Below are 21,566 nucleotides of genomic sequence, written 5' to 3'. Positions count from 1 at the left end.
CGGCTTAGACCTTGAAAACTTCAACCGACTGCCGCACAGCACTGGCCTTGTCTTCCAGTTCAGTCGCCAACTGCAGCAGACTTTTGGCTGCACCTGCGTTCTCCTCGGACATCTGCGACACTTGCTCGGTACTCTTCGCCAGTTCCGCTGCCGCCGCATTCTGTTCCTGCAGCGCTCCGGCAATGTCATCGATCACGCCGGAGACTTCACTGAAACTGTTCTGGATATGTTTGATCGATGCCTGGGCTGTCTCGGCATCTCCCACGCCCTTGCGGGTCGTCTGCACAACTTTGTCCATACCGGAAAGCGCATTGCCGGCCACTTCCCCGATCTTGGAAGACATCTGGCTGATCTCGTTGGTGGCACCGGCGGTACGCTCGGCCAGTTTGCGCACCTCGTCTGCCACCACGGCAAAACCACGTCCCTGCTCCCCGGCGCGCGCTGCTTCGATGGCCGCGTTCAAAGCCAGCAAGTTGGTCTGGTCGGCGATCTCCTTGATCACTTTCACCACATCGCTGATGCGTGACGCATCTTCACCCAGTCGGGAGACCTCTCCTGACGCACTCTCGATCTCATTGGCGATCTCCAGCAAACCGGAGACGGTCATGTTCACCACTTTCGCGCCTTCCTGTGCGCTGTCACGCGAATTGTTCGCGATCTGCTTGGCATTGCTGCCCTGGTCGCTGATATGCGTGGTAGAGACGCTCAATTCCTCGATCGCAGCGGCCATGCCGGATACAGCATCGGATTCATGATTGACGTTTTTGGCGATCTGGTTGGCCGAGGTCGCGAGACTGTGCGCCATATCGCCGACATGATGGGCCTGCGACTTAACTTGACCGATCATGTCGCGCAGGCTGGCCTGCATCTGATAGGCGTTCGCCAGCAGACTGCCCGGCACTGGCTGCCCCGCCGGCTGCCGCGAGAAATCACCTTGCGCCATCGTATTCACCACGGCCGCCACATCACGCGGGTCACCGCCCAACTGGCGCATGACTTGGCGGATGATGACGGTCGCCAGCAGGAAGGAGATAGCCAGCGAGGCCAGTACCCAAGCGACGATCACGTTGCGCCGGTGCTCGTAATCTTCCTGCGCCATGGTGATCTTCTCTGCCGCCTTCTGCTCGGTGAAGGCCACAAAACCATCGCGCAGTTCGCTGACTTGTGCCAATACCGGCCGGTCGAGTCCCTCCACTTTCGCATCGGAGCCCATAGCATCCGCGCGGTGCGCATCGATCTGGGCGAGGTACTGGTCGCTGACAGTCTGGTGCATTTCCGCCAGCGCACCCAGCTTGCCGATGAACCCGGTGAACTCCTGCTCATGACCCAATGCGAGCTGTTTCAATCCGGCGCTCGCCGCCTGCAGACTGCGCTCGAAACGCTCGCGTTCCTCGACGAAGCCGGCACGGTATTTCTTCTTCTTTTCCGCATCCTCACCGCGCATCCACACGTTCTTGGCATGTTTGGTCTGTTTCAGGAACGTGATATCCATGGTGCTGATGTGCTCCATCACCATGATGTCCGCTTTCAGCCTTTCAACTCCTTCCTTCTCTGCATCAACCGAGCCCTTGAGCATGAACAGCGCAAAGAATGCCATGGCCACGAACATGGCGAACGACGTCGACTCGAGCGCCAGGAACTTCTTCTTCAACGACAGTGCGGCAAACATCTCTTCCTCCGGTTATTGTTCTTATTATCGGATCAGTTGCCGCGCACATCGCTGAGCAGTTCCTTGATATCCAGGATCAGCACGATATCGCCCTCGCTGGACATGGTGACGCCCGCCACACCCTTGGGACGGAAGGTATCCAGCGATTTGATCACCACGTCTTCGTGGCCGACAAAACCGTCTGCAGTCAGGATGAAGCTGTTACTGCCGAACTGCATCAGCACGCCGACTTCCGAGCGCTCGTTGTTACCCCAGCCGATCAGCTGGGTGAGCGGCAGTACCGGCAGCACTTCGCCGCGCACGATCATGGTGGCCTTGCCGGAGACTTGTTGCAGCGCATCGCGCGTGACAGGCAGGATCTCGCGCACCATGGACAGCGGCACCGCGAACGACTGGTCGCCAAGACGCAGCACCAGCACAGGCAGGATGGCCAGCGTCAGCGGCAGCGAGATGGAGAAGATCGAACCCTTGCCGGGTTCGGACTGGATCTGGATGCTGCCGTTCAGCTTCTGGATATTGGTTTTCACCACATCCATGCCGACACCGCGTCCGGACACACTGGATATCTCGTCCTTGGTGGAGAAACCTGGCAGGAACACCAACTCCAGACACTGGTTCTCGTCCAGCGTGTTGGCCACCTCATTGGTGATCAAACCCTTTTCCACTGCCTTGTTGCGGATCACTTCCGGACGCATCCCTTTGCCATCGTCGGTGATGGTGATCAGGATGTGGTCCCCTTCCTGGCGCGCGGCCAGCTCGACCATGCTCTTCTCGGGTTTGCCCGCGGCACGACGCTCTACTATGGTTTCGACACCGTGATCGACCGCATTGCGCACCAGGTGCACCAGCGGATCGTTCAAGTCCTCGATCATGGTCTTGTCCATCTCGGTCTCTTCACCGATCAGCACCAGTTCCACATCCTTGTTCAAAGAGCGCGCCAGATCGCGCGCCAAACGTGGATATTTCTTGAACAGGCGGCCGATGGGTTGCATGCGCGTCTTCATGACGGCGTTCTGCAGATTCACGACCAGCATGTCGAGTTGGGTCACCGACAAGTCCAGCTCGCGCAGCGTGTCGCTATCGCTGCGCCCCTGCAGGATATCGGAGCGCAGATGAGTCAAACGGTTCTTGGTCAGGCCGATCTCGCCGGACAGGTTGAGCACTTGGTCCAGACGTTCGGTATCTACGCGGATGGTAGTCTCTTTTGCTTCGGTTGCCGGTACATCCCCGCCGCGCCGCCCCACCGTGCTGCCCGGGACATCGGTAGAGCGTCTGCCGAAGGCCTTGCGCGTCGATTCTTCCTCGTTGATGGCCTGCTTAATCACTTCCGGATCGCGCTTGGCACCGACCTGCTCGACGATGTCGCTACCTGTGAGCGCCTTGTACAAGGCGTCCCAGTCGACGTTCTCAGCCTCGATGACAGGCAGACCTGCCGTAGCTTCGGTTGCTGCCTGGACTGTCGCAGGCGAGGCGGACTTGATGGCAGCGACTGCCTTACCCTCCAGCGCATCCTTCAATGCACTGATGATCTCGACTGGCGCTGCCTGTGGCTGTTGATTCTTCTGCAGGGCGCCGAACATATGGCGCACTTCCGCCGTAGCGGCGAAGATCACATCCATCAGTTCCGCGCTCAAGGTGAGTTCCTTGTTGCGCAGTTTGTCGAACAGGTTTTCGGTCAGATGACACAAGGTGACGAGCTCACCCGCATTCAGGAATCCGGCACCGCCCTTGATGGTGTGGAAACCGCGGAATATCTCGTTCAGCAGACCGCTCTCACCCGGAGATTTTTCCAGTTCCATCAGCTTGCTGTCCACATCGGACAACATGTCTCCGGCTTCCATCAGGAAATCGCTCAGCAGGTCTTCCATTCCGGCAAAATCATTCATGTTCATCTCCTCAATCGAACACGCAGCACTGCGTACTCAGCATCCAGCACCGCTTAAAATCCCAGACTCTCCAGCAGATCGTCGACCTGATCCTGGCTGGTGACCACATCGTTCCTGCCTGCTGCGCTGATCACCGGGCCATTCAACAGACCCGAGTTTTCAGCACGTACCGCTGGCGGCGCGTTCTCAAGCAACAGTTCGACCAGTTGTTTTTCCATCTCTTGCGTCAACTGGATGATCTTCTTGATGACCTGCCCAGTCAGATCCTGGAAATCCTGGGCCATCATGATCTCCAGCAGATAGGCATTAACTTCCTTGCCCTGCTTGGGCATATCGTGCAGATGGGCGTGTGTCTGCGTTACCAGCGCCTTGAACTGCTGCACATCCAGTTTCTTCTGGAACAGCAGATCCCATTGCGCAGCCAAGCGCTGCGAATCGTCGGAAAGTTTGTCGACCAGCGGCTGCGCCGATTCTGTGGCGGTCAACACGCGTTCGGCAGCCTGCTGCGTCAGAGTCGCCACATAGTTGAGACGGTCGCGCGCATCGGGGATGGAGGACGTCGCCTTCTCGATCTCCTTGTGCAGGCCAAGTTCACGCAGCGTGTCGTGCAGCTTGCGTGCCATATGACCGACCTGATTGAGGACCTTTGCGGGCTCCGCATCGGCGTTCAACTGGATCACCTTGGCAGCAGCCTTGGGTTCATCGGTGTTGGCAGAGATGATGCTATCGAACAGTGCTTCGAGATCGTCCGAGTCGTTATTTGCAGGATTAGCCATGATTCACCTCACTTATTCAAATGCGGATTTGCCGCAAATATCTTTTTCAATTTCTCGTCCAGCGTCGCGGCAGTGAACGGCTTGACCACATACCCGGACGCGCCTGCTTGTGCCGCCTCGATGATGTTTTCCTTCTTCGCTTCTGCCGTCACCATCAATACGGGCAGATGCTTGAGCGCCGCGTCGGCACGGATCGCGCGCAGCAGTTCGATACCCGTCATGTTCGGCATGTTCCAGTCAGACACCACGAATTCGAACGGCTCTCCGCGCAGTTTGTTCAGCGCATCCACGCCATCTTCCGCCTCTTGCACATTGACAAACCCCAGCTCTTTCAGAAGATTGCGCACGATGCGTCGCATCGTGGAGAAATCATCCACCACCAGAAATTTTGTATTCTCTATTCCCATCTCAATCTCCTTAATACAACTTCCATACAGCTTGTTATGTCAGTAACGGTCTCAGAGTCGACGACAACACCATCGAATCGAACTTCGGCACGTAATAATCGACGCCCACACGCTTGCCCATCGCCCGATTGGCGTCGGAAGACAATGAGGAATGCATCACCACCGGGATACCTTCGAAGCGCCTGTCGTTCTTCACGTACTGGGTCAGCACATATCCGTCCATCGCGGGCATCTCGGCATCGGTCAGGATGACCTGTATCTGGTCATGCAAGTTCTGTCCGCTGCTTTGGGCAGCGTCCGCCATCGCGCGCAAACGATCCCACGCTTCCTGCCCGTTATTGGACTGGATGTGCTTGACGCCCATACGGTCCAGCACCTCGATGATCTTGCGCCGCGCCACCATGGAATCGTCGGCGAAGAACACGCACAGATCATGCGCGGATTCGATGCGCTCGACGTTGCCGACGATAGCTTCCCCGAAGGCGTTGGATAGGATCTGCTCCACATCGAGAATGGACACCAAGGAACCGTCATCCAGATTGGTGATGGCGGTAATCAGCGCATCCTTGTCGGATAGCATGCCCTCGGTTGGGCGCACCTTATCCCAATCGACGCGGATGATTCGATCCACATCCTTCACCAGGAATCCGAGGATATGGTTGTTGTACTCAGCCACCATCATGGTCTGGTGCGGCTCTTCTTCCCGTATCCCCATGAACTTCGCCAGATTCAGCACCGGCATCACATGGCCGCGCAAGCTGACGATGCCGTCCACGCCCTGCGGCATGTTGGGCGTACGCGTGATTTTGCCGGCCTGGGACACCTCTTTCACCTTGAATACATTGATGCCAAACTTCTCATCCGTGCCCAGATTGAACAGCAGGATCTCCATCTTGTTGGTGCCGGCCAGATTCGTGCGCGCATCGATATGATCGAGCAAGCCGTCGTATTCGCTGCTTGCCAACATGTCTTCGTTGTATGCCATCTCGTGCTCCCCTTATCCCAGCAGACGCGCCAGCGTCTGCGACAATTTCTGCGGCTCGAACTTGGGCACATATTCATCCACGCCGACCGCCTTGCCCAACTGCTGGTTGGAATTACTGGACAGCGATGAATGCATCAGCACCGGGATACCGTTGAAACGTTTGTCCGACTTGATCTTGCGCGTCAGCATATAACCGTCCATCTCCGGCATCTCCACATCGGTCAGGATCACCTGCACCATATCTTTCAGAGGCGTGTTGGATGATTCCGCATAGTCCGCCATGCGCGCCAGCTCTTCCCAAGCTTTGCGTCCGTTGATGGCGGAGATGGATTTAACCCCCATCGCCTCCAAAGTGCGGGCGATCTGGTTGCGGGCCACGGACGAATCGTCAGCGTAGAAAACAGTACGATCCGCCTTGCTGATCGGCTGGACTGCCTTGAAGATCATCTCGTCCGAACCGAAATGTCCGGTCTCGGCCAGCACCTTCTCCACGTCCAGCATCATCACCAGCCGCTTGTCTTTCAGTTCCGTGATGGCGGTCACCAGACCGCCCATCTCCGCCGCCAGCATCTCGGGCGGAACGCGCATCGCCGACCAGTCCAAGCGCAGGATATTGTCCACCGACTTCACCAGGAAACCCTGGGTATGCCCGTTGTATTCGGTCACGATCATGATGTCGGGTTTGCTGTCGGACTCCATGCCGATGTACTTGGCCAGATCGATCACCGGCACCAGAGCGCCGCGCAAACTCACCATGCCTTCGACCGAAGGCGGCATCTCGGGGGCGCGCGTGATCTCCGGAATGCGCATCACTTCGCGCACCTTGAACACGTTGATGCCGAAGGTCTCCTCGCGAGCGGTGCGCAGATCCTTGCCCAGCGAGAACATCAGGATCTCCAGCTTGTTGGTGCCCGCCAGCTTGGTACGCGCATCAATATTCTTTAACAGTTCTGACATCTCTCTCTCCTTGCTCAGCCTTGGTTCCGCATGCCGCATTTGGTCAGCGGATAACCTGCCTTGCTTAATTCATCGGCCGATTTCGCCAGTTCCACAGCCGCATCACGCGTCTGCTGCGAAGAACGGGCATTCTCGTCCACCAATCCGGAGATATGCTCCAGACTCTTGGCCACATTCTCCCCGGCTACGGACTGCTCCTTGGACGCCATGGTGATGTGGTCGATACGCTGGGACATGCTGACCGTGGCCTCCATCACTTCTGTCAGCCGCTCACCGTTGTCGCGAATCAGCGTGATGCCGCTCTCGACCTCGACCACCGCCTCACCCATGGATTTAACCGCCTCATTGGAGATGGCCGTGATATCGGCAATGGTCTTGGTGATGTCTTTGGTGCTTGAAGACGTACGCTCTGCCAACTTGCGCACTTCGTCCGCCACCACTGCGAAGCCGCGTCCCTGCTCGCCGGCACGCGCTGCCTCGATGGCCGCATTCAAGGCCAACAGGTTGGTCTGGTCAGCAATTTCCTTGATCGAATTGGCTATTTTACCGATTCTTTCTATGGAAGCCCCCAGATCCGAGATGGTCTTGCTGGAGCGCTGCACAGTCTCTGCCACCTTGGTGGTCGCATCGATGCTGCGTCCCATGTTGACGTTGTTCAGTTCCACGATGCCCTGGGTACGCTTCATCTCGGTCAGCGAATCGGCGGCCATGTTCGCCACCTCGGCGATGGACTGGCTGAACTGCTCCATGGTCGCTGCGATACTCTGTATCTGTTCCTGCTCGGTCACGGCATTGCTCGCCACCACACCCACCTTCTCATCCACCGACTTGACCCTCTCCCGCATCTTGACCACCGGCGTGACGATCTCGTCCACCATGGTGCGCAGATAGGTCTGCATGGTCTGTATCGCGCACAGCAGCTTGCCCATCTCGTCCTGGATGGTGATGTCCAGTTCGGTGTCCAGATTGCCTTCCATGATATTGCGGAACTCTTTTTCCACCTGCGACAGCGGGCGATGGATGAAGCGATCCACACAGTAGCCGATGAAGAAGAACAGGAACAGTTGCAACACGATCTGCCCAGCCATCACCTTCATCTCCATCAGATGGATACGGTCGAAATCATCCTTGAGATCGATGGAGATATCTGATGCACCTGTCACCCAATTGTCCGGCCCGGCGTGGCACAAGGTGCAGTCGGTGCCGTGGAAATCCTTGCTGGCCAGATAGGGCGTGATGATACGCAGCACCGGAGAACCGGAAGCATCCGAGCCGAATATCACTTTTTGCTGGCCCGATTTCAGCACTTCGCGCTGCACGTCATCCTTGGCCTGCTGGTTGGCCGAGCCCGCGCCATATTGCGACACCAGCAGGTCAGAACGCAGAATGACTGCCGACTGCACATGACCCGATGAAGTGACTTTTTCTAGCAGCAGCTTGCGATTCTCTTCGATACCGATCTGGCCGGTCACCATCAACATATTGGCGTTATCGATGATCTGGGTGGCGACCTGCGCCCCCTTGGATTCCGCCTGCAGCTTCGCCTCATCCTGCATGCTACCGGTCAGGTACATCTGCGCCACGGTCAGAATGAGCAGTAGCGGGATCTGGATCGCGGCTTGCAATTTGGCTTTCAACGACCAGTTCTTGACCTTGAGTTTCTCATAGCGGGAAACGACCTCGCCACCGCTCTGATTGAGTTCGCGATACACCGATTCTGCTTTGGCGATCTGGGCGCGAGTGGGCGGCCGGCGCACCGAGACGTAGCCGATGATGTTTCCGCCTTCTAGGATGGGGGCGACCGTGGCGCGCACCCAATAGTGGTCACCGTTCTTGCAGCGGTTCTTCACCAAGCCGCGCCACGGGCGTTCGGTTTTAAGGGTATCCCACAGCCATTTGAATGCCTGTGGCGGCATATCGGGATGCCGCACGATATTGTGGCTCTTGCCGACCAGTTCTGACCGCGAATAACCTGACAGCCGCTCGAAGGCGTCGTTGCAGTAGGTGATGATGCCCTTGGTATCGGTCTTGGTGATCAGTACCTCTCCATCCGGAAAGGTGACCTCCTTTTGCGACACATATGCGTTCTTATTTTGCATGATCTTCCTCCTGGTGCTATCGGTGCATCAGACCTTGAATTTCCCTACGGTCGATTTCAGGCTCTCGGCAACCTGCTCCATCGTTTGCGCCGAAGTCACGGTACGTTGCACCACGGCATTGCTTTGCTCCGCCATGGTGGCGATGTTCTCGACGTTGCGGGCGATCTCCTGTGCTGCATCGCGTTGCGAATTGATGGAGCGGGATATCTCTTCCAATCCGTCATTCACACCGCCGACCGACTGGTTGGATTCGATCAGGATCTTGGTCACATCACCGACATGCGCCTGGCTGGTTTGCAGTGCGCTCAAGCCGGTCTGAACCGTGCGCTCGACCTGTTCGGACTGACTGCCCAGCGATTGCGTCACTTCATCGATCTGGGTGGCCGACTGGGCGGATTTCTCGGCCAGCTTGCGCACTTCATCTGCCACCACCGCGAAGCCGCGCCCCTGCTCACCCGCACGGGCCGCTTCGATCGCCGCATTCAACGCCAGCAAATTGGTCTGCTCGGCGATATCGCGCACCTGTTGCGTCATGCTGGTGATGCTCTGTGTATTGGCGACGAACTGATTGACCGAGTTGGCGATCTCGCCCACGGCTCGCTCGACATTGCTCAGCTCCTGCACCATCTCCTGCAAGCTTTCCTGCCCGCGGTTGGCGCGCTCCAGACTCTCATGGGATAGTTTTGCCACGCGACTGGTGCTTTCCGCAACCTGGCCGATGCTGCTGCTCACTTGCGAGACTGCGCTCGCCACGACAGCTGCCGCATCACTCTGCTTCTGCACACTGGTCGCCAGCGTTGCCGCATCGCCGGACAGGGAGTGTGCGGCAGTCGCCACTTGCGAGGCCTGCCCATCGACTTGTGCCACGATCACCTGGAAGTTGTTTACCAGTGCGTTGAATGCCTGCACGGTCTGTCCGACCTCATCCGCAGTGCTCACCGGCGCACGCTTGGACAGGTCTCCCGTCGCCTGCATGGCCAGCATAGCTTGTTGCAGATTCCTTGTAGGCCCGGTGACAAAACCGATCAACCAACCGATCATGAAATACAGGAACACCTGGATCGCGATCTGGATTCCCCACAGCATGGTATTGGCACGCGCCATCAGATCGAATTCCTCTGAAACATCAAGGGTGATGCTGGCTGCACCGTTGACGGAGCCTTCGGGAACGATGTGACACATCAGGCAGTTGGTGCCGCGAAAATCTGCTTGCGCGATGAACGGCACTACGACGCGCAGCGTATGCAGTTCGCCCTGCTTTTGTACGCTGGTCTGCTGTTTCCCTGTGGTCAGCGCCTCACGATCCATTTCATCCTTGGCCTGCTCGGAAGGCAAGCCGGGGCCGAACTGTTCAATGACCGGCGTATGGCGCATCACTCGCAGATCGACCACCCTGTTTGAAGCGCCCATCTTTTCGACATACAGCTTGCGCTGTTCCGCATCGCTGATGATGCCGTTCAGCATCAGCATATTCAGACCGTTCAACACACCGTCGGCTGAAACGACCGCCTTCTGGCGCGCCTCTTCAAGGATGCGCTCTTCGAAAGTATCCAGTGCCGCGCGTTGCGCCAGCACCATGATGGCCAGCAGGATCAGCTGGATCGGGATCTGAAGTTTGCTCTTCAGAGAAAGTTTGCTCCACCATTTGTTCATGTTCATTCCCCCTGCGTAAATTGTCGCTTATGCCTGACTAACGGCCGATTTTCTGGCTTCTTTAATTCATCCCGGCTGGCAAAGCCTGCTGTGATGCGGTTTCCGGCAGATCACTAACGGCCGTAACCCCCTCTGCCGAAACTGCGGTTACGCCCGAAACACCCAACACTCCTGCGGCATCACCGTCCTCGGCATCGATCTGCACAGTGCCACCATCCTGCTGCGCAGCCTCTTCAGCCTTCTTGTTCATCACGATGATGCTGATGCGCCGGTTGATCGGGTTAAGCGGCGCATCCTTGTCGAACAACACCGCCGAAGAAAGTCCGACCACGCGCACGATCTTTTCATCTGCAAGGCCGCCGGAGATCAATTCCCGGCGCGATGCGTTGGCACGGTCAGCAGACAGTTCCCAGTTGCTGTAGCGCCCTCCCTTTATACCGAAGGGCTGCGCATCGGTATGGCCTGACAGGCTGACCTTGTTCGGCATCTCATTCAAGGTCTTGCCGATCTCGCGCAATATGTCGCGCGTGTAATCTTCAAGTTGCGCACTGCCGCTCTGGAACATGGGGCGATTCTTCTCATCCACGATCTGGATGCGCAGCCCTTCAGTAGTCAGATCGAGCAATATCTGGTTCTTGAATTTCTCAAGCTTCTTGTTGTTCTCGATCGCCGCCTCGATGTTCTTCTTCAGCTGGCGCAACTGTTCGATCTCTTTCTTCGCCTCCATGCGCAGGAATTCCTGTTTCGCGGCTTTGAGGGTGATGGTCTTTTTCGGCGCCTCAATTTCACCTTTCTTCACCTGCCCTTCAGTGCGCGTCAGATCTTGCCCGCCCCCCTTGATGATGCTGGAACTGTCTCCACTGCCCGAACCGCCCATCAGCGCCACCTTGAGGGGCGTCTTGAAATATTCGGCGATCCCCACCAAGTCGCCTTTTGCCGTCGAACCCAGCAGCCACATCAGCAGGAAGAACGCCATCATCGCCGTCACAAAGTCCGCGTAAGCGATCTTCCATGCGCCACCGTGATGGCCGGCCGCCACCTTCTTGATGCGCTTGATGACGATGGGGCGCTTGTTCTTGTCTTCGGCCATGTTTCAACTGCTCCCGGATCAGCGCTTCTGCTTCACGTGCTCTTCCAGCTCAACAAAGCCCGGACGGACGGAGGAAGTCAACACCTTGCGTCCGAACTCGACCGCCATCGCCGGCGCGTAACCGTTCAGATTGGCCAGCAGCACGACCTTGGCCGCCTGATAGATCTTGCTCTCCTCATCCGCCTTCTGCTCCAGCAGACCTGCCAGCGGCCCCACAAAACCGTAAGCCAGCAAGATGCCGAGGAAGGTACCGACCAGCGCATGCGCGATCAGGATACCGAGCTCGGCGGGCGGGATGCCCACCGACTCCATGGTGTGTACCACGCCCATCACAGCGGCGACGATACCGAAAGCCGGCATGCCGTCGCCCAGTTTGGCGATGACGTGGGACGGCACCAATGCTTCATGGTGGTGCGTCTCGATCTCCACATCCATCAGGTTCTCGATCTCCATCGCGTTCAGGTTGCCGCTGACCATGATGCGCAGGTAGTCTGTGATGAACTCCACCACATGATGGTCGTTCAGGATCTTGGGATATTTCCCGAATATCGCGCTCTCATGCGGGTTCTCGACATCGCCCTCGATGGACATCATGCCTTCCTTGCGCACCTTGCCCAGCAACTCATACATGAGTGCCATCAGCTCCATGTAGGTCTCTTTGGTGTACTTGGAGCCCTTGAAAATTACGGGAATCGCCTTGAAAGTGGCCTTGATAGTGGTCATGTTGTTGCCGACGAAGAATGCGCCCAGCGCACCGCCACCGATCATCAGCAATTCCACCGGCTGGTACAGACCGCCAAGATGGCCGCCCGCTATGGCGTAACCACCAAAAACTGCGCCCAGCACCACTATATATCCAACAATCACCAGCATGGTTCACCTCTACGTATGCCTATCCAAGGCTCAATCGTATCCTAGCAGGAGTGTTTTGGCTTCATTACACGAACAAACCTTGATATCTACAGCTATTCAGCACTTTCACCACCCAGAAACTGAATCGCCGCCACACCGATGATTCCTCGGTAGTGGCGGCGATGGGATTTCAGCACCATGCATCACTTACAGGCGATCATGCCATTGCAGCAGCTGCCTGGGCAGCCTTGCGGGTCTTTCCTGCGCGCGACGGGGGACGACAGATGCCACAGCTATATTCATCGCACAACTCGTTGGTGTGCACCACGAACTGACCGCCGCACTCCTTGCAGCGCGTCAATTGCATCATGCCGGCCTCGAAGAAACGGATCAGGAACCAGGCGCGCGTGATGCTCAGGGTCGGCTCATCTTCACCGACTTCGGCCTGCTCCAGATACAAACGGTAACTCTTGATCAACGCCTCGACGCCGGAGACATTCGCATTCTTGACCAGAAACTGGTGTATGCCCATGAACAACGAGGAGTGGATGTTGGGTAACCAGCTCATGAACCAGTCGGTGGAATAAGGCAGCATGCCCTTGGAGGGGGACTCACCTTTGACTTCCTTGTAGAGCTTGAGCAGACGCTCACGGCTCAGGTGGGTCTCTTCCTGCAGGAGCTGCAAGCGCGCCCCCAGATTGATCAGGTCCACCGCGATCTGGATCTCGCGCGCCTCGTTCACCACACTCTTGTTGCGCATGATCGTATCTCCTCAAGCAGCCAGTGCTTCGACCTGCTGGCCCGCCATCAGGATGGTGGCATGCGCATGGGACATCATGCGATCCTTGTTGTAATCGGTGATCATGTTCAGCAACAGTTGTTCGTCGAAGCGGAAACGGCACAACAGCATATTGGAGCCTGTCATCTTCAGCATCTGCGCCGGCGACAGACCATCGATCAGCTCGGCCAATTCTTCGCTCACACCCAGACGGAAGATCGCGCTGGCCTTATCGCTGCGGATCATCTGCTGTGCCAGCATCATGTAGGAAAGATTGATCTCTCTGATCTCTTCGTGAACTTGATTCGTATTCATTGCAGTCCCCTCGCAAAAAACATTGATGTCTTGAATCGACGGTTGCATTTTGCGGGGACGATGGGAATAAGAAAATCGGAGGTTTTCCGATTTTTCGGTAGGAAGAGTTCCTACAAGACCAGGGAACCATACTTGCCTGCCTGATCAGGCAAACAACGACAATCGTCGACTTGAGCGCAACTGCGAGGGGACACAGCAAACATCTTACTCAAGCCAACGGAGTGCATTGTAGGAAATTTAATTCCATGTCAAACAGTGAATAGCGGGGGATTTCCCGCTCATTCCTTGACAGCTCACTGCGCCAGTTTCTCGCAACCCTTCTGGGCCAGCCTGCAGGTCAATTCATAGTCCTCGTGTGCAAGAAAAGAACAGTTCGCCCAAGTTCTCATAAGCGATCGCGCGGCCGAAATGCGGTTTCGGATTCACGCCCATAAGCTTGCTCTACTATTTCGATAGTCCGAGAGAACGCAGTGCCCCCCCTTCCCGGCAAAGCAAAACAAGATTACACATTATCCGCACGAAAACCCAAAGCGTCACTAAGGGGATTTTGTGTTTACTGCGAGCTAACGCCATCCAAGTCAACCACCGGTCTTGATGTGCTCAGCCTTGACTTGGAAAGGCTTATCGCAGCACAGGAGAAGGTATAGCCAAGTTCGCAACTCCGCCGCACATCCAGTTCAGCCGCCTCAACATTACCCAGCGCCTTCTGTGACACAGCTCTTCTAAAAAAAGCCTCGCCGACATTCTGATCAAGTTCAATCATGCGCGTCAGCTCATCTACCGCCTCCCGGTATTGTCCTGCCTGATAGAGTGACTTTGCCAGCATCATGTGAACCTTGTCGTTACTTGGATCGAGGCTGAGCGACCTCCTGAAGTCGGCATTCGCCTTCTCAAAATCCAGATTTCCTAAGGATGCAAAAGCACGCCCATAATATATGCGCTGGGCTCCGACACGGTCTTCACCTTGCAATAATTGCACAGCATCATCCCACAAGCGATAGTTATCCGACATCACCCATAATCTATTCCATGCAAAAGGCAGATGCGCCAGAAACACCAAAGCGCTCAGCCAGATCAGCCTGACTTTTGGCAATAGCGTTACAAGCAACACCCAAAGCAACATATATCCGGGCAGCCACAAGTACGCACGATAAAGAACAAAGATCTCCTGCATTCTTATGGCAGAAAACTCAATGGGATATAACACCCAAGGGTATAGCATCGCCAATCCTAACAGCGCCAAGCGCCCCTGCCGCAACAGCAAAAACACCCCGGCGCCCCCGTAGATCAAATAGGCAAACAAGCCCAGCCAGGCGGATGGTTCCCATACACTCAAGAAAAAATGCTCGCGCATATCGATAGACATCCAAGCCGGATTGGGCAAGAGCATCAATGCGCAATACTTGAAAAACAACGCGGCTTGCGACAACAGGCTAAGAACATGCAGGCTTAAGGAATCCAGCGGCGCCCCCTGCAAGCTGAGCATTTGCACAGCATGGTACTCATAAGGCTTGCCTAGCACCCCGATGCTCTTCATCACGACTATTGTGCCGATCAAGATCATTGCCCCCCACGCCGCAATCAAAACACCACGTGAAACCTTGATCCTCGTTCTAAAGACCCACGTTAGCGGCAGCAAAATAGCAGGGGCCAGCAAAGCGTGCTCTTTGCTGAATACGGTTACAAAATAGGCAGCCACTGCAATAGCCATCAGGCGCCAATTCCCCTCCAGCAATCCCTTCAAATAGGCGATCTGCATCACCAGCATAAAAAATGTTGCCATTAAAATACTACGCTGCACCAGATAGCCCGCGCCATAAACTGCCAGCGGATGGCAGGCGAATACCAAAGCCCCCACCCATGCCCCGACCAAACTCTTTTTCAGCAGTGCCGGCTCAGTGATAAACAGACATATCCAGAGGCGCAGCAGCAGCAAGATGAGCAGGGCATTTGCCCCATGGAGAAGCAAATTCTGGATTCGGTACGCCAGAGGCGCGTCGCCCGCAAAGACCCAAGTGACCCCCATCGTTGTATAGGGGAACCAACGCAGGTTGAAATCAAAATGGGCGTCTGCGTAGAATGAGACGGTGCGATCAAAAAATGAGACGTCATCAAACACCAGCGGATTATTCAAAAAAGGAACGTAGACGATTGCTGTCAGCAACAAGAGCATGAACGCACGAGGCCTGTCACCCGCAAAGAATAGCTGCATCCTCATATTGACTCTACCCAAAACAAAATCCATAAAAGCAAAAGTCCCCGATTAAGGGGACTTTTGCAACAGCCGACTACAGGCAAACAGGAAGGATTACTTCCATTTGGCCACGAGCGCAGGTGCGGGAGCAGGACAAGTGGTTGCAATAGTCCAAACGATGTTCGTGCTACCCATCGTCGGTGTCCAAGTCACATCACCACACGATGCCGATCCAATCACGCCGCCGGCCACTGTAGCTGTAATGACACCATCTGCACTGACAGTAATTGCAGACACTTCTCCAGAAGTTGTAGGAGCGCCGGTCAAGCCCATGGATACCCATCCATTCGCTGGTACATTAGCAGTAAATGTGGTCAAGCCATTGTCCTGTGCGTACATAGCCAAGGCAGTCTTCACCGAAGCAACTGTCGTAGCAATCTTCGAGAATTTAGCCTTCGTGACATAGTCCTGATAGGAAGGAATCGCCACAGCGGCCAGAATACCGATAATCGCGACCACGATCATCAGCTCGATCAGGGTAAAACCTTTTTGAACTTGTTTCATTGTTTATCTCCTTTGCGGGTTTTAACGTTGCCCTTGTGGGCACGCACGAGGTGTGCGGGTTAATAGTAGCAGGTTGCGTGCCATGGTCAAATAGCGGAATCACGGGGCGTCACGACAGCGATTAACCACCTTAGTGACCGAAAACGGAAATGAAGTGACGTTTATTGTCACTTATGGCAAGTAGCCGGGTATCGTCCCTTCGTCCACGTCGTCTATCTGCTCTGGCGACAGGAACTGCTGCGCGTATTCGAGATAGACCCGCTCACGAATAAATGCATCGAACAGTTCGGGATCGATATGGCCGTTCAGTTTGAAGTTGCCGAGGATGTTGAGCGATTCGGTCAGCGTCTTGCCGGGTTTGTACGGGCGATCTTTGGCTGTGAGTGCTTCAAAGATGTCCGCGATACCCATCAATCTGGCCTGAATGGACATCTGCTCTCTGGTCAGGCCTTTCGGGTAGCCCTTGCCGTCCATGCGCTCATGATGGCCGCCTGCATATTCTGGCACGCGCTTGAGGTGCTTGGGCCAGGGCAGCGATTCGAGCATCTTGATGGTCACCACGATGTGGTGATTGATGATCTCGCGCTCTTCCGCGGTGAGCGTGCCCGCGCGGATGGTCAAGTTCTCGGCTTCGTCTGCGGACAGGAAATCGCGTGTCGCGCCATCCACATCGCGCCACGGATAGGCTGCTATCGCGCGCACCCTGTCGATATCTGCGTCGGACATCTTCTCCCCGCCGATGTTGGTGCAGCGCAAGAACTCCCGGTCATCATCTAGCTGCTTCACCCGCGCCTCATATTCGGCTTGATCGAGTTCGCCGCGCAACATGGATATCTCGGCATCTCGTTTGAGCACCTCGAAGCGCGTATCCAGTAACGCGATACGGTCGAACAGTGTGTGCAACTTGGTCGCCTTGTCCACCACGTGGACGGGTGTGGTGATCTTGCCGCAGTCGTGCAGCAGGCCGGCCATCTTGAGCTCGTACCGGTCCTGATCGGTCAACCTGAATTGCTTCAGTTCACCTCTATCACTGCGACTGGCCGCCTCGGCCAGCATCATGGTCAGCGCCGGTACGCGCGCGCAGTGCCCGCCGGTATAGGGTGATTTGTCGTCGATCGCGGTATTGATGAGCTTGATGAAGGACTCGAACAGTTCTTCCATCTGCAGGATCAGCCGCCGGTTGCTGATGGCGATGGCAGCCTGCGAAGCGAGAGATTCCAGCAACTTCTGGTCGTCAGTTGAGAACTGCAGCACGCCCCCCTGTTCATCCAGCGCGTTGATCAGCTGCAGCACACCGATCACTTCGTGCTCGTGGTCACGCATCGGCACAGCCAGGAAAGAGCGCGAGCGATAGCCCGTCTTGGCGTCGAAATGTTTGGTGCCGGTAAAGTCGAAACCCTCGGCGATGTAGGCGTCCGGGATGTTGACCGTCTCGCCGCTCAAGGCGGCATGACTCACCACCATGGCGTGATTGGGTTGACCGTCCTTGCCGATCAAGTGGATAGGGTAGAACGGAATGGCTTCGCCGGAAGTGCCACCCATGCTGATGCCAAGCGAACGGTTGCGCAGTATCTCGAAGGTGAGTTCATGCTTTTCCGCGTCGAGCAGATACAGCGTACCCGCATCGGCATTGGTGATCTTCATCGAGGCGCTCAGGATGTTTTCGAGCAGCTTGTCGATATTGCGCTCGCTGGAAAGCGCCGCACCGATCGCATTGAGGTCGTTCAGGCGGTTGAGCAGGCTTTCCAGCGTGGTGCGCTGCACCTGCTCTTGCGCCATGTAGGCCTTGACCTTGGTCGTGTCCACGAAAATCCTTTATTCACTTCGCGCCGGCGAACCGGCGTCTCGTTACTTGATACAGACTGCACGCACTTGGTGCATGTCGGTGATGCCCAGTAGCACTTTCTCGATACCGTCCTGTTTCAGTGTACGCATCCCTTCTTCCAGCGCAATGGCGAACAACTCGGCGACACGCGCGTGCTCCTGAATGGCCTTCTTCACCGGATCGGTACCGATCAGCAATTCATGCAAACCAACGCGGCCTGCATAGCCGGTATTGGTACACTTTTCACAACCGACTTTTTCATACAGCGTGATCTGCCCCTTGTCGTCACCGAATAGTCTCAGCCATTCGGCGTACAAGGCTTTGCTCGCGGCGCCTGCATCCTTTTTCCATGTTTCCGTACTCTTCAGTTCTTCGGCGTATTCCGCCATAAGCGATTTGAGGTCTTCCTGAGTCGCGACATGCGGTTTCTTGCAATGCTTGCACAGACGTTTTGCCAAGCGTTGCGCCAGAATACCCAGCAATGCATCAGCGAAGTTGAACGGATCCATACCCATATCCAGCAGACGGATGATGGATTCCGGCGCGCTGTTGGTGTGCAGGGTGGCAAACACCAAGTGACCGGTGAGAGAGGCTTCGATACCGGTTGAGACGGTTTCCTTGTCGCGCATCTCACCGACCATGATCACATCCGGGTCGGCACGCAAGAAGGCGCGCATGATGGTGGCGAAGTCCAGTCCGGCCTTCTTGTTGATCTGGACCTGGCGCAGACCCTTTTGGGTGATCTCAACAGGATCTTCCGCCGTCCATATCTTGGTGTCCGGCGTATTGATGTGTTTCAGAATGGAGTGCAGCGTGGTGGTCTTACCGGAACCGGTCGGGCCACACACGAAGAATAGTCCGTAGGGTTTGGCGATCGTCTTTTTGATCAGCTCGAGATTGCGATCCGAGAAGCCCATCTTGTCCAGCGGGATCGGCTCACCCGATGCCAGGATACGCATCACCACGTCTTCCACGCCGCCCTGCGAGGGGATGGTCGCCACACGCAACTCGATATCCAGCGGGCCGAATTTCTTGAACTTGATCTTACCGTCCTGCGGTCGTCGCTTCTCGGAGATATCCAGATCGCACATGATCTTCAGACGGGTGACCAAAGCATTTCGATAGGTGGACGGGATCTCGATGTAGTTCAGCAAGGAACCATCCTTGCGTACACGGATCTGCGTCTTCATCTTGCCAGGGCCGGGTTCGATGTGGATATCGGAGGCGCCCATCTTGTAGGCATCGACGATGATCTTGTTGACCAGCTTGACCAGCTCGTTGTCCGCAGCTGCATTCAGGTCATCCTGATTGACGCCACTGAGTTCTTCATCCTCTTCTCCGCCCAAGGAAGTGAGCAGATCGTCCACCGAGGAATCATCCATGGTGCCGAAAACACCCGTTCCCTCGCCTGCAGTACTGCCGCCGCCATAGAAATGGTCCAGCGTCATTTTGAATTCGCGCTGGGAACAGACTTTATAGATCAGGCGATTCTTGGGAAAGATGTTGTTTACGACGCGTGAAGCCAATATCCGCTCGGGGTCGGTAGTCAGTATGACCAGCCCCTCCGGGGTGTCGTCGATGGGGACCCAGTGGCTGCTTTCCACATATTCCCGGCGCAGATTGCGCAACAACTCGCTGGGCTTGACCCTATCCGCCTGGAAAGGCTCATACGGGACGCCGAAGAATTTAGAAAGTGCATTACCCAGCGCATCCAGCTTGATCTGGAATTCGTCGATCAACACATTCTCAACGTCAACGCCCTTGCGACGCGCGGTGCGTGTGGCTAGTTCGAATTCCGCTGCCGACATGACCGCATCCGCCACCAGATAGTCGTATTTGGTCTTGATGGCACCACTCTGTTGTTGACGCTGCCGCAAAGCCACGGCCAATGTCTGCGCCAACTCTTTTACGCCCTCCTCGACCATGCTCGGGAAAGGCACGCCTGCTTTGTTGTTGATGACCTGCATCACCCCGACCAGCTCACCGCCTTCATCCACGATAGGCGCGACCAACATATGCTTGGTGCGATAGCCGGTGCGTTTATCCACATCCTGCAGGAAGCGCAAGGTCGGACTATGTGCAGCCAGCTCCTGCTGGTCGTATACGTCCTTGATGTTGAGCAACTTCTTGTTCACCGCGCTGAAGCCAGCGATACTTTGCTCGGCGATGGGCAGCTTCAGATCCTTGAACGAGTTCAGCCCCGTTTTGACCTTGGAGACCAACGAAGCTTTGTCATCTCCCACAACATAGATGGTCAGACGGTCGGCATTGAACAGGGAGCAGATATCCTTGCTGACATCGAGCATGATCTCGTCGATGTTGCTGGTTGCATGGATCTTGTTGGTGACGTGATTGAGGTTCTTGGTGAACTCAAGCCGCACGCTCATTTCATTCGGGTTGCCTTGCACAGGACTATTCATTTCCTCTCCTTCTTACTGCTGAAGTGCCTTGGGCACCGACCAGAGGCCGTTTTCCAGCACGTATACGTCATATCCAGCCTGCGCCAGAATGAAAGCGGCTGCCGCGCTGCGGCGTCCGCTCTGGCAATAAGCGATGTACGGCGTCACCTTGCTCAACACACCGATCGCATTGCGGATGTCGTTGAGTGGCACATTGATGGCACCGGGCAATTTGTCATAGCGGTATTCGGGCGGATGGCGCACGTCCAGCCACACGGCCCCCTGCTTTACTTTTTCTTTCGCGTCTTCGAAGGAGATACGATGCAGCAGCGGCTCTTGCATCAACTCCAGGAAATCCTGCTTCTTCAACCGCAATAGCACACCGTTGCTGCGCATGGTCACAGTGGCGTTACGCTTGGTATCGGAGATGAGTGCTTCCTCACCGAACACATCACCCGCTTTCAACTCCGCCAGAACCAGATTTGCGCCGCCCACCAGACGGGTGACCTGGGCGCGCCCGCTTTCCACAAGATAGTAATAGTCGCCCTCTTCACCCTCGCGGATGATCACGTCCTTTTCCCATACAGCGATAGCCTCGACGCGATTGAGCAGCTTGCCGATATTGGCGGGCGGCAAGTGGGCGAACGGACCGTGGTTCAGATTTTCGGCACTGAACATGCCGGAATTGAGCAGCCGCCGCACAGCGGCATCCGTCCCGCCTTTGTCCATCCTGGGTTTGATATCGTCATGGCTGGCGAACTGATCCCAGGTCACCATGCGATCCAGCAGGTCGTCATCCACGCGCAGCAACATCACGTTGCTCACAGCCTTGGCGTTGCGGATATCGGGTTGGCGTTTGCCTATCGGATGGCGCGCCCACTCTGAATCTGCACGCATCGTCACCTTGTTATCGTCGGCAAAATCCAGCTCGATTTCGCCCCGTAACAGATAAACGGACTGGCCATGCAGAGGCCGACTCTCGAAAGGATTCTCACCAGGCGCCACGTTCTCCACATGGCAATAATCCAACAGTTCGCGCAGCCGCGCAGGACTAAAGCTGGAGATGGGCTCCAACGCGGCGAGTACTCGTATGTCCAGTATGTCGTTCATATCATTA

General features: G+C 56.1%; 17 protein-coding genes. All 17 read right to left on the bottom strand.

What is annotated here, in order from left to right; genetic code table 11:
• Positions 1–4 precede the first annotated feature (4 nt).
• The gene (locus tag ACYCZ5_RS00550) at positions 5–1,669 is read right to left on the bottom strand and encodes a methyl-accepting chemotaxis protein (protein WP_461542817.1); all 1,665 of its coding nucleotides are present in this window, start codon (positions 1,667–1,669) and stop codon (positions 5–7) included.
• Between the two features lie 32 nt (positions 1,670–1,701).
• On the bottom strand, positions 1,702–3,555 hold the full coding sequence (locus ACYCZ5_RS00545) for a chemotaxis protein CheA (protein WP_461542816.1): 1,854 nt from the start codon (positions 3,553–3,555) through the stop codon (positions 1,702–1,704).
• Positions 3,556–3,608: 53 nt separating this feature from the next.
• Positions 3,609–4,331 carry a protein phosphatase CheZ gene (gene cheZ / locus ACYCZ5_RS00540; RefSeq protein ID WP_461542815.1) on the bottom strand — a complete coding sequence of 241 codons (723 nt, stop codon included), beginning with the start codon at positions 4,329–4,331 and terminating at the stop codon, positions 3,609–3,611.
• An 8-nt stretch (positions 4,332–4,339) separates the two neighbouring features.
• On the bottom strand, positions 4,340–4,738 hold the full coding sequence (gene cheY / locus ACYCZ5_RS00535; RefSeq protein WP_461542814.1) for a chemotaxis response regulator CheY: 399 nt from the start codon (positions 4,736–4,738) through the stop codon (positions 4,340–4,342).
• A 34-nt stretch (positions 4,739–4,772) separates the two neighbouring features.
• Positions 4,773–5,723, bottom strand: a complete 951-nt coding sequence (locus ACYCZ5_RS00530; RefSeq protein WP_461542813.1) for a chemotaxis protein — start codon at positions 5,721–5,723, stop codon at positions 4,773–4,775.
• 12 nt (positions 5,724–5,735) lie between these two features.
• Positions 5,736–6,680 (bottom strand): chemotaxis protein, encoded by a 945-nt coding sequence (locus ACYCZ5_RS00525; protein ID WP_461542812.1) that lies wholly within the window; start codon positions 6,678–6,680, stop codon positions 5,736–5,738.
• A 14-nt stretch (positions 6,681–6,694) separates the two neighbouring features.
• On the bottom strand, positions 6,695–8,779 hold the full coding sequence (locus ACYCZ5_RS00520) for a methyl-accepting chemotaxis protein (RefSeq protein WP_461542811.1): 2,085 nt from the start codon (positions 8,777–8,779) through the stop codon (positions 6,695–6,697).
• 27 nt (positions 8,780–8,806) lie between these two features.
• A complete protein-coding gene (locus ACYCZ5_RS00515; protein WP_461542810.1) occupies positions 8,807–10,438 on the bottom strand; it encodes a methyl-accepting chemotaxis protein in 1,632 nt (543 codons plus the stop codon).
• A gap of 55 nt (positions 10,439–10,493) precedes the next feature.
• Positions 10,494–11,522: a flagellar motor protein MotB gene (gene motB / locus ACYCZ5_RS00510; protein WP_461542809.1), complete on the bottom strand. Its 1,029-nt coding sequence runs from the start codon at positions 11,520–11,522 to the stop codon at positions 10,494–10,496.
• Between the two features lie 18 nt (positions 11,523–11,540).
• Entirely contained in the window at positions 11,541–12,395 is an 855-nt protein-coding gene (gene motA, locus ACYCZ5_RS00505; protein ID WP_461542808.1) for a flagellar motor stator protein MotA, read from the bottom strand.
• A 196-nt stretch (positions 12,396–12,591) separates the two neighbouring features.
• Entirely contained in the window at positions 12,592–13,134 is a 543-nt protein-coding gene (gene flhC, locus ACYCZ5_RS00500) for a flagellar transcriptional regulator FlhC (RefSeq protein WP_461542807.1), read from the bottom strand.
• A gap of 12 nt (positions 13,135–13,146) precedes the next feature.
• Entirely contained in the window at positions 13,147–13,467 is a 321-nt protein-coding gene (gene flhD / locus ACYCZ5_RS00495; protein WP_461542806.1) for a flagellar transcriptional regulator FlhD, read from the bottom strand.
• Between the two features lie 553 nt (positions 13,468–14,020).
• A complete protein-coding gene (locus ACYCZ5_RS00490; RefSeq protein ID WP_461542805.1) occupies positions 14,021–15,640 on the bottom strand; it encodes a tetratricopeptide repeat protein in 1,620 nt (539 codons plus the stop codon).
• 135 nt (positions 15,641–15,775) lie between these two features.
• A complete protein-coding gene (locus tag ACYCZ5_RS00485; RefSeq protein WP_461542804.1) occupies positions 15,776–16,225 on the bottom strand; it encodes a pilin in 450 nt (149 codons plus the stop codon).
• A 171-nt stretch (positions 16,226–16,396) separates the two neighbouring features.
• Positions 16,397–18,004, bottom strand: a complete 1,608-nt coding sequence (locus ACYCZ5_RS00480) for an HD domain-containing phosphohydrolase (protein ID WP_461543346.1) — start codon at positions 18,002–18,004, stop codon at positions 16,397–16,399.
• Positions 18,005–18,073: 69 nt separating this feature from the next.
• A complete protein-coding gene (locus tag ACYCZ5_RS00475; protein ID WP_461542803.1) occupies positions 18,074–20,470 on the bottom strand; it encodes an ATPase, T2SS/T4P/T4SS family in 2,397 nt (798 codons plus the stop codon).
• Between the two features lie 12 nt (positions 20,471–20,482).
• The gene (locus tag ACYCZ5_RS00470; RefSeq protein WP_461542802.1) at positions 20,483–21,559 is read right to left on the bottom strand and encodes a cyclic nucleotide-binding domain-containing protein; all 1,077 of its coding nucleotides are present in this window, start codon (positions 21,557–21,559) and stop codon (positions 20,483–20,485) included.
• Between the last annotated feature and the right edge of the window lie 7 nt (positions 21,560–21,566).

The organism is Sideroxydans sp., assembly GCF_054604835.1.
Note: the sequence above shows the minus strand (reverse complement) of the source record. Positions and strands in the feature narration are given on the sequence as shown.